We start from the raw sequence: 11,978 nt of genomic DNA, 5'->3' as shown, positions 1-11,978 counted from the left end.
CAGGGAATGGGCGCAGGCATTCTCGAGATGCGGAGCATCACCAAGACGTTCCCCGGCGTCAAGGCGCTGCAGGACGTCAACCTCTCCGTAGCGCGCGGCGAGGTCCACGCGATCTGCGGAGAGAACGGGGCGGGCAAGTCCACCCTCATGAAGGTCTTGTCGGGCGTCTACCCGCACGGCAGCTACGAGGGCGAGATCCTCTTCGAGGGCAAGCCCGTGAGCTTCCGAGACATCCGCGACAGCGAGAAAAGCGGAATCGTCATCATCCACCAGGAGCTCGCGCTGAGCCCCTACCTCTCGATCGCCGAGAACATCTTCCTCGGCAATGAGATCCAGAGCGGTGGATTCATCGACTGGAACAAGACCAACCTCGAGGCGGCGAAGCTACTCGCCCGGGTCGGGCTGAGCGACAACCCCACGACCAAGATCACCGACATCGGCGTTGGTAAGCAACAGCTCGTGGAGATCGCCAAGGCCCTTTCGAAGCAGGTCAAGCTGCTCATTCTCGACGAGCCCACCGCGGCGCTCAACGACGAGGACTCGGCCCACCTGCTCGACCTGATCAAGCACCTGCAGGGGCAGGGCATCACGTCGATCATCATCAGCCACAAGCTCAACGAGATCAAGGCGATCGCCGACAAGGTCACGATCATCCGTGACGGGCGCGCGATCGAGACGCTCGACATGAAGAGCGACGACATCTCGGAGAACCGCATCATCAAGGGGATGGTGGGCCGCGACCTCGAGCACCGCTACCCCGACCGCACCCCCAAGATCGGCGAGGAGATCTTCCGCGTCGAGGACTGGACCGTGCACCACCCGACCGAGCACGACCGCGTTGTCATCCATGGCGCCAACCTCAACGTGCGCGCGGGCGAGGTCGTCGGCATCGCGGGCCTCATGGGTGCAGGACGCACTGAGCTCGCCATGAGCATCTTCGGCCGCTCCTACGGTTCCGGCATCACCGGCCGCGTCTACATGCACGGCAAAGAGGTGAAGGTCAAGACGGTTTCGGATGCGATCGCCAACGGGATCGCGTATGCCACGGAGGACCGCAAGCGCTACGGCCTCAATCTCATCGAGGACATCAAGCGGAACATCTCGGCGGCGGCCCTCGGCAAGCTCGCCAAGCGTGGTTGGGTCGACGACAACAAGGAGTACCTGGTCGCGAGCGACTACCGCAAGAGCATGAACATCAAGGCGCCCTCCGTGTCTTCCGTCACTGGGCAGCTCTCGGGCGGCAACCAGCAGAAGGTCGTGCTCTCGAAGTGGATGTTCTCCGACCCCGACGTGCTCATCCTCGATGAGCCGACCCGAGGTATCGACGTCGGGGCCAAGTACGAGATCTACACGATCATCAACAGGCTCGCGGCGGAGGGGAAGGCGGTCATCGTGATCTCCTCCGAGCTGCCGGAGCTTCTCGGCATCTCCGACCGCATCTACGCGCTCTCGGAGGGCCACATCACGGGTGAGATGAGCATCGAGGACGCCACACCGGAGGCACTCATGCAGTACATGACAAAAGAAAAGGAAAAGTAGATGAGCGCCCTCAAGGAATCGCTGGGCTTCCTCGCGAGCCGGATGCGCCAGATTGGCATCTTCATCGCGCTGATCGTGATCGTGGTGCTGTTCCAGATCCTCACGGACGGCCGACTGCTCACGGCCGGCAACGTGTCGAACATCATCGTTCAGAACAGCTACATTCTGATCCTCGCGATCGGCATGGTGATGGTCATCATCGCGGGGCACATCGACCTCTCGGTCGGCTCCGTCGCCGCCTTCGTCGGGGCGATGTCGGGCATCATGATTCAACAGTGGGGTGCCCCATGGTGGATCGCGATCATCGCCTCGCTCCTCATCGGCGCGCTCGTCGGCGCTTGGCAGGGCTTCTGGATCGCGTTCGTCGGCATCCCCGCCTTCATCGTGACCCTCGCGGGCATGCTCATCTTCCGCGGTCTCACGCAGATCGTGCTGGGCAACCAGCGCATCACGCCCTTCCCCAACGAGTACCGCCAGCTGGGCGGCGGCTATGTCTTCCCGCAGCTGTTCCCGGCGAGCACCTCGCCCGCCGAGTGGATCACGGTCGGGCTCGGAATCCTTGCGCTGATCATGCTGATCGGCTCGCAGGTCAAGGGGCGGATGTCGCGGGTCAAGCACGGCCTCGAGTCCGAGCCGATCAGCTGGTTCATCGCGAAGCTCGCCTTCACGGCCATCCTCGTGCTCGGCCTCACCTACCTGCTCGGCATCGCGCCCGGCTCGCGCGGCACCCCCATCGTGCTGATCGTGCTCGGCCTCCTCGTGGTCGCCTACACGGCCGTCATGAGCCGCAGCGTCTTCGGCCGCCACATCTACGCGCGCGGCGGCAACCTGCACGCTGCCCAGCTCTCGGGCATCAAGACGCAGAAGGTCGACTTCTACCTCTTCGTCAACATGGGCGTGCTCGCGGCCCTCGCGGGCCTCGTGTTCACGGGTCGCCTCAACTCGGCGGGCCCCGGTGCAGGTAACCTCTTCGAGCTCGACGCCATCGCGGCCGCCTTCATCGGTGGTGCCGCCGTGACGGGCGGTATCGGAACCGTCACGGGTGCCATCACGGGTGGTCTCATCATGGGTGTGCTCAACAACGGCATGTCGCTCATGGGTGTCAGCACCGACTTCCAGCAGTTCATCAAGGGTCTCGTGCTGCTGCTCGCGGTCGCATTCGACGTCTACAACAAGCGCCGCACGGGCGGACGCCGCAGCCAGCCGAAGGCTCCCATGACGGCCTCCACCGCGACGATTTCGACGGAGACGGCGGAAACGGCGGAGGCAGGCAAACCCGACATGCAGAAGGCGAACGCCAAGACGGGGCCCGCCGGCAGTTAGCCCAGCACCCGTCACCCCGCGGATGCCGGTCGCCCCTATGGGTGGCCGGCATCCGTGCATCCGCTAGACTTGTCGGTCTGCCTCTTCGTGCATCGTCGCCCCACCACAGGCAGCTCCTCGGCGCGGCGCTCCCGCGCCTCGTCCAGCAAGGAACCGTGTGAGCCAGACCAACTCCATCCCCGTCATCCTGCCGGGCGACCTCAAGGACCACCGACGCCACCCCGGCGACGCACTCACAGCGCGGCAACGCCTCGTCTACGTGCTCGTGCTCGGCACGCTCACAGCACTCGGCCCCTTCACGATCGACCTCTACCTGCCCGCCTTCCCCTCGCTGGAGGACGATCTCGGTGTCGGGGCCGCGGCCATCCAGCTCACTCTCACGGGCACGACGATCGGCTTCGGCCTCGGGCAGTTGCTCGTCGGCCCCTGGAGTGACCGCGTCGGGCGGCGCCTGCCACTCATCCTCGCGACATCCGTGCACATCCTCGCCAGCATTGGGGCGGCGCTCGCCCCCGACATCACGTGGCTCGCGGTGTTCCGGGTGCTGCAGGGTTTCGGCGCTGCGGCGGGCGGTGTCGTCGCCATGGCGATGGTGCGCGATCTCTTCGGTGGCAAGCGCCTCGTCACGATGCTGTCGCGCCTCGCGCTCGTCAACGGTCTCGCGCCCATCCTCGCCCCCGTCATCGGCTCGCAACTGCTGCTCGTGATGGACTGGCGCGGCATCTTCTGGGTGCTCGCCGGCTACGCCGCGATCGTCGTCGTCGCGGTGCTCTCGCTCATCATTGAGACCCTGCCGCCCAGCCAGCGCCGACTCCCCGGGCACGGCACGATGCGGGCCCGCTACCGGGCGCTCCTCACCGACCGCGTCTACGTGGGCGCGGCGCTCGTTGGCGCCATGAGCTTCACGGGGCTCTTCTCCTACCTCTCCAGCTCGTCGTTCCTCTTCCAAGAGGTCTACGGCTTCACTCCCCAGCAATACGGGCTGCTCTTCGGCATCAACTCGGTCGGCGTCGTCCTCGGGGTGCAGACCAGCTCGCGGCTCATGGCGCGCCTGAGCGTGGGGCCGCAGTGGGTGCTCGTGGGCGTGACATCCGTGCAGTTGGCGATGGCGGTCACGATCATCTCGCTTGACCAGGCGGGGGCGGGGCTCTGGGGCACCCTCATCCCGCTCTGGTTCTACATCACGGCGTGCGGCTTCGGGTTCCCTGCCGTGCAGGTGCTCGCGCTTGCCCACCACGGCAAGGAGGCGGGCACGGCGGCATCGCTCCTCGGCGCCCTCAACTTCGGCCTCGCGGGGCTCATCTCGCCCGTCGTCGGCCTGCTGGGCGTCGCCAGCGCGACCCCCATGGCGCTCGTCATGGGTTGTGCGGCCGCGATCGGCGTCTTCGTGGTGTGGGCCGTCGTGCGGCCCCGCTCGGTGCCGCCCCTCGAGGACTGAGCCCACTGGGCGGCACCTCCCGCCCGTCACGGAAATTCAGGAAAACGCGCCCGCGCCCGAGTCCGGTCCCGCCGTAGCCCCTCGCGGAAAGTCAGGAAAACGCGCTCTCGCAGCATCCTCAGAAATTCAGGAAGCCGCGATCCAACCGCCTCTCGGAAACTCAGGAAACTCGGCCCGTTCTCTGGTCTTTCGCCCGATTCTTCGGGGGGTTGACGAGTCGCCCACTGCGTCGGTCGCTCCTCGCGCGGAGTCGAATTTCCTGAGTTTCCGACAGCGGGGCGCCGGCTCTTCTGAATTGTCGAAAGCGGGGGCAACGGTCGTTTTCCTGAATTTCCGACAGCGGGAGCAGTGGCGATTTTCCTGAATTTCCGACAGGCGATCTCGCGGCGGGCGCACGTCACCGCGTGATATGGGTCCGGCTGAGTGGCAGGATGACCGCGTGTCACCCGTGAGCGGCCCGGCCCCCGCAGTCCTCTCCTGGCGGCGGCTCGGCGCCGTCTTGATCCTCAGCGCACTTGTGGTTCTCTCCGGCTTCTGGGTCGCCTATGTGCTGTTCGGCCAGCTGGCGTTGATCGCCCTCATCGCGTGTGCTCTGCGACCTATCGTGCTGCGCGATGCCGCGCGGGTTGCAACGTTGTAGTGTGGCGGGTGACCGGAAGGGGAGTCGATGGCCGCCACGCTGCACGATGTCGCGCGGCTCGCAGGCGTCTCCATCAAGACGGTCTCGAATGTTGTCAACGATTCCGCGCCGGTGCGGGAGCAGACGCGTGCCCGTGTGCTCGCCGCGATCAGCCAGCTCGACTACCGGCCCAACCTCACGGCACGCAGCCTGCGCTCGGGCACGACGGGGGTGATCGGGCTCGCGGTGCCGGAGCTGCGCCTGAGCTACTTCGCCGAACTCGCTGATTCCGTCATGAAGGCTGCAGAGAAGCGGGGGCTCACGGTGCTCATAGAGCAGACCAACGGCGACCGCGAGCGTGAGCTTGAGATGCTGCGGAGCCCCAGCCGACGCTTCACGGACGGTCTCATCTTCAGTGTGCTCGGCATGGGGAACGAGGATGCTGAGTTCCTGCGTGTCGACTACCCGCTCGTGATCCTCGGGGAGCGGGTCTTCCACGGCCCCGCGGACCACGTCACGATGCGCAATGTGGAGGCGGCGAGGGCAGCGACGGAGCACCTCCTTGGGCTGGGTCGGCGCCGGATCGCCGTAATCGGTGCGCACGAGGGGGAGATCATCGGCTCTGCGGGGTTGCGTTTTGCGGGCTACCGTGAGGCACTCGACGCGGCAAGCGTGCCGTTCGACCCGCGGCTTGTCGGCTATACCACTCTGTGGCATCGCTCCAACGGTGCCGAGGCGATGCGCGCCCTGCTCGACTCCGGCGTCGAGTTCGACGCGGTCTTCGCGTTCAACGACACGCTCGCGCTGGGTGCCATGCGGGTCATCCAGGAGGCGGGGCTGGTGGTGCCGCGCGATGTCGCGGTGATGGGTTTCGACAACCTCGATGAGACGGCGTATTCGATCCCCACGCTCTCGACGGTGGACCCGGGTCGGGAGGAGATCGCGGAGCGGGCCGTGGAGGTGCTGCAGGAGCGGATTCGCGAGCGCAGTCGGAACGGGGCATCCCTCGCGGCGCCGCGCGAGATCGAGACGGCCTTCCGCATCGTGGGGCGCGAGTCGACGGTCTGAGCCAAATGTCCCCTTGACAGGGGGCACGCCGCCACTCACTATTGTTCTACAACGTTTACTACAACGTTTACCCGCACTCGCGGCGGGCCCGCGCACCAGCATCCGAATCAAGGAGGATTCGTCCATGAATCGCACCCACGCCGCAGCCGTCGGCTCGGTCGCCATCGCAGCGCTCGCCCTCACGGCGTGCTCCGCCGGTGGTGCCAGCGAAGAGAGCTGCACCAACACGATCATGAATGAGGAGGCGACCCAGGTCAGCGTCTGGGCCTGGTATCCCGCCTTCGAGCAGGTCGTCGACCACTTCAACGAGACGCACGATGACGTTCAGGTCTGCTGGACCAACGCCGGTCAGGGCAACGACGAGTACACGCGGTTCTCGACCGCGATCGAGGCGGGCTCCGGCGCGCCCGACGTCATCATGCTCGAGGCCGAGGTGCTCTCGAGCTTCGCGATCCGCGACGCGCTCGTCGACCTGAGCGAGTACGGGGCGAACGAGGTCCGAGACGACTACACGGAGGGCGCGTGGGAGGACGTCTCGAGCGGAGACGCCGTCTACGCCATCCCGGTCGACGGCGGCCCCATGGGGATGCTCTACCGTCAGGACATCTTCGACGAATACGGCATCGAAGTGCCGACCACCTGGGACCAGTTCGAGATCGCAGCGCAGCAGCTGAAGGATGCCGGCGCCCCCGGAGTCATCGCCGACTTCCCGACCAACGGCCGCGCCTACAACCAGGCGCTCTTCGCGCAGGCCGGATCGGCGCCCTTCACCTACGACAACGCGAATCCCACCGAGGTGGGCATCAACGTCAACGACGAGGGTTCGAAGCGGGTGCTCGAGTACTGGAACGACCTTGTGCAGCGCGGCCTCGTCGCGACGGATGACGCGTTCACGGCCGACTACAACACCAAGCTCGTCGACGGCACCTATGCGGTCTACATTGCGGCGGCATGGGGCCCCGGCTACCTGGGCGGGCTCTCGGATGCTGACGAAGACGCGGTGTGGCGGGCGGCTCCCGTGCCGCAGTGGGACCCGGCGAACCCCGTGCAGATCAACTGGGGCGGTTCGACCTTCGCCGTGACCTCCCAGGCCGACGATCCGGAGCTCGCCGCGCAGGTCGCGATGGAGATCTTCGGCACCGAGGAGGCTTGGCGCATCGGGGTCGAGGAGGCGGCGCTGTTCCCGCTGTGGCGGCCCATGCTCGAGTCTGACTACTTCCGTGACCTTGAGTACCCGTTCTTCGACGGCCAGCAGATCAACCGCGACGTGTTCCTGGCTGCGGCCGCCGGTTATGAGGGTTTCACCTTCAGCCCCTTCCAGAACTACGCCTACGACCAGCTCACCGAGCAGCTGTTCGCCATGGTCGAGGGAGAGAAGGACGCCGGCACAGCGCTTGACGACCTGCAGGAGACCCTCGTGCAGTACGCGACCGAGCAGGGCTTCACAGTCACCGAATGACGGCAGGGCCGTCGGCGCCCCGCGTCGGCGGCCCCTCCTGGAGGCACAACATGACCACCATCACGCGCGCCGACGCCGCCGCGCCACCTCAGCCCCGTCGCATCCGCTCTGCCTCGTCGTCGGCAGATCGCCGCCGCCAGTGGTGGGGGTGGGCCTTCGTCGCTCCCTTCGCGATCGTTTTCGTCACGTTCCTCATCGTGCCGCTCGTGCTCGCCTTCATCATGAGCCTGCAGACGTCGACGCTCGCGGCGGGCACGACGTTCACGGGGCTCGACAACTACGTGAAGGCGTTCACGGATCCGCTGTTCCTCGAGGGGGTCGGCCGCGTACTGATGTTCGCAGTCGTCATGATTCCGGCGCAGCTCATCGTCGCAGCGGTCGCGGCGCTCGTGCTGGACTCCCTCGCGACGCGGCTCGCGAAGCTCTCGCGGCTGCTCATCTTCGTGCCCTACGCGATCCCGATCGTGATCGGCGCAATCATGTGGGGCTTCCTCTACTCGCCGAGGTTCGGGCCCGCCGCGACCCTCTTCGACCTCTTCGGGCTGGATGCCCCGAACTTCCTCGGCCAAGACACCGTCTTCTTCAGCCTCGTCAACATCGTCACGTGGCAGTGGTCGGGTTACTACATGGTCATCATCTACGCGGCTCTCCGCAGCATCGACTCCCAGGTCTATGAGGCGGCGCGCATCGACGGCGCAAACGGATGGCAGATCGCCACCCGCATCAAGCTGCCGATGATCTCCTCGTCGATGGTCATGGTCGTCGTCTTCGCGCTCATCGGCACGCTGCAGTTCTTCACGGAGCCGCTCGTGCTGCGCGGCGTCGCCCAAGGGGCCATCCCGGTCTCGTACACGCCCAATATGTATGCCTTCACCCTCGCGTTCTCCTACAGCCAGTTCAACTACGCGTCGACGATCGCATTCGCACTCGGCGTCGTCGTGTTCATCGGCTCCTACCTCTTCCTCTTCCTCACGCGCAAGCAGAGCGGACTCAAGTGATGGTCGCCCTCCCCGTTTCCACCGACCGCGACGCGGCACCGCGTCGTCGCCGTTCCTCCAGCGGCGTCTCAGGTGGGCCGCGCATCGGCTCCCACGCGCTGCTGATCGTGCTCGCCCTCTACTTCGTGATTCCCCTGTGGTGGCTCGTCGTCGCGAGCACGAAATCGAACTCGGGGCTCTTCACGGGTTCCGGCGGGCCGCTCTGGTTCGACGACCAGTTCACCTTCTTCGAGAACCTGTCCCAGCTGGGCAGCTACCAGAACGGCATCTATTGGCGCTGGCTCGGCAACTCCTTCCTCTATGCCCTCACGGGCGGCGTCGGGGCGACCGTGCTCAGCGTGCTCGCGGGCTACGGCTTCGCCAAGTACCGCTTCCGCGGGCGCAGCGCCTTCTTCGCTCTACTCCTCGGCGCCGTCATGGTGCCGCTCACGGCCCTCGTCATCCCGACCTTCGTGCTGCTCAGCGGCATCGGCCTCATCAACACGATCTGGGCGGTCATCCTGCCCTCGCTCCTCAGCCCCTTCGGCGTCTACCTCATGAGGATCTACACGCAGGATGCTGTCGCCGACGAGTTGATCGATGCGGCCCGCGTCGACGGCGCAGGTGAGCTGCGCACCTTCCTGCAGGTGGCCCTGCCGCTGCTGAAACCCGCGATCGTGACGGTGCTGCTCATCTCGATCGTCGCGACGTGGAACAACTTCTTCCTGCCGCTCGCGGTGCTGCGCGACCCGCTCCTGCTGCCCGTGACGGTCGGCCTCAACAACTGGCAGGCGCTCTCGAATGCGGGGGCCGGTGGCGAGCAGGTCTGGAACCTCATCACGACCGGCGCCTTCGTCTCGATCCTGCCGCTCGTGCTGTCATTCCTCACCCTGCAGCGCTACTGGCAGGGCGGCCTCGCCGTCGGCAGCCTCAAGTAGCCCCTCAAGTCCATGACCTCGACCAACGAAAGCACCTCCATGCCCAAAGCGCACCTCACCCTCGACCCGCACTTCACGGTCGGTCCCATCAACCGTCGCCTCTTCGGTGGTTTCGTGGAGCACCTCGGTCGGCACGTCTACGACGGGATCTACGAGCCGGGACATCCGGAGGCCGACGAGGAGGGCTTCCGCAGCGACGTCATCGAGCTCGTGAGGGAGCTCGGAGTCTCGACGATCCGCTATCCCGGCGGCAACTTCGTCTCCGGCTTCAAGTGGGAGGACAGCGTGGGGCCCAAGGAGCAGCGCCCCCGCCGGCTCGACCTCGCCTGGCACTCTACCGAGACCAATGAGGTGGGCCTGCACGAGTTCGCCTCCTGGCTGCGCAAGGTCGACAGCGAGCTGATGCTTGCCGTCAACCTCGGCACGCGCGGCACGGCCGAGGCCCTTGACCTGCTCGAGTACAGCAACCACCGCGGCGGCACCGCCCTGTCGCAGCAGCGCATCGCCAACGGCGCCGAGGAGCCCTTCAACGTGCGGATGTGGTGCCTCGGCAACGAGATGGACGGCCCGTGGCAGCTGGGTCACCGCAGCGCCGACGACTACGGCAAGATCGCCTCCCAGACCGCGAAGGCCATGCGGCAGATCGACCGCGACCTCGAGCTTGTCGTGTGCGGTTCCTCGAGCGCGCAGATGCCGACCTTCGGGGAATGGGAGCGGGTCGTGCTGCACCACACCTACGAGGACGTCGACTACATCTCGTGCCACGCCTACTACGAGGAGCGCGGCGGCGACATGGCGAGCTTCCTCGCGAGCTCCGTCAACATGGACCACTTCATCGACACGGTCGTCGCGACCGCCGACCACGTGAAGGCCGTGAAGCGCAGCGCCAAGACGATCAACATCTCCTTCGACGAGTGGAACGTCTGGTACATCGATCGCTGGCAGGAGCGAGCCAAGGAGTTCTCGCGCGACGACTGGCCCGTCGCCCCGCGCCTCCTCGAAGACGTCTACTCGGTCGCCGACGCCGTCGTCTTCGGCAGCCTCATGATCTCGCTGCTCAAGCACGCCGACCGCGTGACATCCGCCTCGCTCGCCCAGCTGGTCAACGTGATCGCGCCCATCATGACGGAGCCCGGGGGTCCGGCCTGGCGCCAGACCACCTTCTTCCCCTTCGCCCTCACCTCGCAGCTCGCCCGCGGCACGGTGCTCACGCCGCGCCTCGACTCCGACACCTATGAGACGAAGGAGTACGGCGTCGTGCCGCTCGTCGACGCGGTCGCGACACACGACGAGGAGGCGGGGGAGTCCGCCGTCTTCCTCGTCAACCGATCGCAGGATGCCGCGACCACCGTCACGCTCGACGTCGCCGCCCTCGGGGCCGTCGCCGTGACCTCCGCCCACACCCTGAGCGACGACGACATCCATGCCAAGAACACGCTCGAGGAGCCGGAGAGGGTGGGACTCGTGGAGAACGGCACTGTGACCCTCGACGGCTCGACCGTCACGGTCACCCTCCCGCCCGTCTCCTGGACCGCGATCGGGCTCGAGAGACGATGAAGACCCGCGGCCGCGGCGGTCGTGGTTGGCGCCGCGGCCGCGCTACAACAGTGATTCGTCGGCGGGCGATGCTGCCCGCCGTCGCAGGGGCAGCCCTCCTCTCGGTGGCGCTCACGGCGTGCTCGACGGGGCCTCAGCATGAGTCGCTCGAGCTGAGCGGCGACCTGACCACGCACGACCCCGCCCTCGCGATCGAAGGCGACGACTGGTACGTCTACTCGACGGGCAACGGCGCCGTGGCCGACGGCAACATCCAGGTCCGCCACTCCGACGACGGAGAGCAGTGGGAGTACGTGGGCGAGGTGTGGCAGGAGAAGCCCGCATGGGTGGTCGAGGCCGTCGACGGGGTCGACAACCTCTGGGCGCCCGAGCTCGTGCGGCACGACGGCACCTGGCACCTCTACTACTCGGCGTCGACGTTCGGCAGCAACACCTCCGTCATCGCCCTCGCGACCAACGAAACGCTCGACCCGGATGCTGCGAACTACGAGTGGGTCGACCGCGGACCGGTCATCGCCTCGGACGGCGACGACGACTTCAACGCGATCGACCCCGGCATCATCACCGACGCCGAGGGCACGCCGTGGATGGCCTTCGGTTCGTTCTGGAGCGGACTGCGAATGATCGAGCTCGAGTGGCCCTCGGGCCTCAGGGTCGACCATGCAGAACCACTCCGCCTCGCCGACCGGCAAACTCCGCCCAACGCGATCGAGGCGCCCTACATCGTGGAGCGCGACGGCTGGTACTACCTCTTCTTCTCGCGCGACTCATGCTGCCGCGGCCTCGGCAGCACCTACAACATGGCGGTGGGGCGCTCCGAGACGGTGACGGGTCCCTATCTCGACCGGGAGGGCGTGCCGCTGCTGCAGGACGGCGGGATGTCGCTGCTCGAGTCCGAGCATCCGCAGATCGGTCCCGGCGGGCAGTCCGTCGCGCGGGTCGGCGGGGTGGACTACCTGGCCTACCACTACTACGACGGCGACCGGGGCGGACAGTTCACACTCGGTATCCGCCCGATCGAGTGGGTCGACGGCTGGCCGAGCATTGACTGAAAGCGCCC

10 protein-coding genes are annotated in these 11,978 nt (G+C 66.6%); all 10 read left to right on the top strand.

Going from position 1 to position 11,978, the window contains the following annotated elements:
- Nucleotides 1-6: 6 nt before the first annotated feature.
- Nucleotides 7-1,539, top strand: coding sequence for a multiple monosaccharide ABC transporter ATP-binding protein (gene mmsA / locus OH146_RS05475; RefSeq protein ID WP_265158205.1), 1,533 nt, complete (start codon nucleotides 7-9; stop codon nucleotides 1,537-1,539).
- Entirely contained in the window at nucleotides 1,540-2,862 is a 1,323-nt protein-coding gene (mmsB, locus tag OH146_RS05470) for a multiple monosaccharide ABC transporter permease (RefSeq protein ID WP_265158202.1), read from the top strand. It begins immediately after the preceding gene.
- A gap of 157 nt (nucleotides 2,863-3,019) precedes the next feature.
- Nucleotides 3,020-4,300, top strand: coding sequence for a multidrug effflux MFS transporter (locus tag OH146_RS05465; protein WP_265158199.1), 1,281 nt, complete (start codon nucleotides 3,020-3,022; stop codon nucleotides 4,298-4,300).
- A 439-nt stretch (nucleotides 4,301-4,739) separates the two neighbouring features.
- On the top strand, nucleotides 4,740-4,940 hold the full coding sequence (locus tag OH146_RS05460) for a hypothetical protein (RefSeq protein ID WP_265158196.1): 201 nt from the start codon (nucleotides 4,740-4,742) through the stop codon (nucleotides 4,938-4,940).
- Nucleotides 4,941-4,967: 27 nt separating this feature from the next.
- Entirely contained in the window at nucleotides 4,968-5,987 is a 1,020-nt protein-coding gene (locus tag OH146_RS05455; RefSeq protein ID WP_265158192.1) for a LacI family DNA-binding transcriptional regulator, read from the top strand.
- 124 nt (nucleotides 5,988-6,111) lie between these two features.
- On the top strand, nucleotides 6,112-7,446 hold the full coding sequence (locus OH146_RS05450; RefSeq protein WP_265158190.1) for an ABC transporter substrate-binding protein: 1,335 nt from the start codon (nucleotides 6,112-6,114) through the stop codon (nucleotides 7,444-7,446).
- Between the two features lie 50 nt (nucleotides 7,447-7,496).
- Complete coding sequence (locus tag OH146_RS05445; protein WP_265158188.1) at nucleotides 7,497-8,444, top strand: carbohydrate ABC transporter permease; 948 nt, start codon at nucleotides 7,497-7,499, stop codon at nucleotides 8,442-8,444.
- Nucleotides 8,444-9,361, top strand: coding sequence for a carbohydrate ABC transporter permease (locus tag OH146_RS05440; RefSeq protein ID WP_265160672.1), 918 nt, complete (start codon nucleotides 8,444-8,446; stop codon nucleotides 9,359-9,361). The genes OH146_RS05445 and OH146_RS05440 overlap by 1 nt, the downstream gene beginning before the upstream one ends.
- Nucleotides 9,362-9,400: 39 nt before the next feature.
- A complete protein-coding gene (gene arfA / locus OH146_RS05435) occupies nucleotides 9,401-10,918 on the top strand; it encodes an arabinosylfuranosidase ArfA (protein ID WP_265160670.1) in 1,518 nt (505 codons plus the stop codon).
- A 68-nt stretch (nucleotides 10,919-10,986) separates the two neighbouring features.
- On the top strand, nucleotides 10,987-11,970 hold the full coding sequence (locus OH146_RS05430) for an arabinan endo-1,5-alpha-L-arabinosidase (RefSeq protein ID WP_265158186.1): 984 nt from the start codon (nucleotides 10,987-10,989) through the stop codon (nucleotides 11,968-11,970).
- Nucleotides 11,971-11,978 lie beyond the last annotated feature (8 nt).

Source organism: Homoserinimonas sedimenticola (assembly GCF_026094475.1).
In the GTDB taxonomy this organism is placed as follows: Bacteria; Actinomycetota; Actinomycetes; order Actinomycetales; family Microbacteriaceae; genus Homoserinimonas; species Homoserinimonas sedimenticola.
The sequence above is the reverse complement of the archived record's forward strand: the minus strand, read 5'-3'. Positions and strand labels throughout refer to the sequence as shown.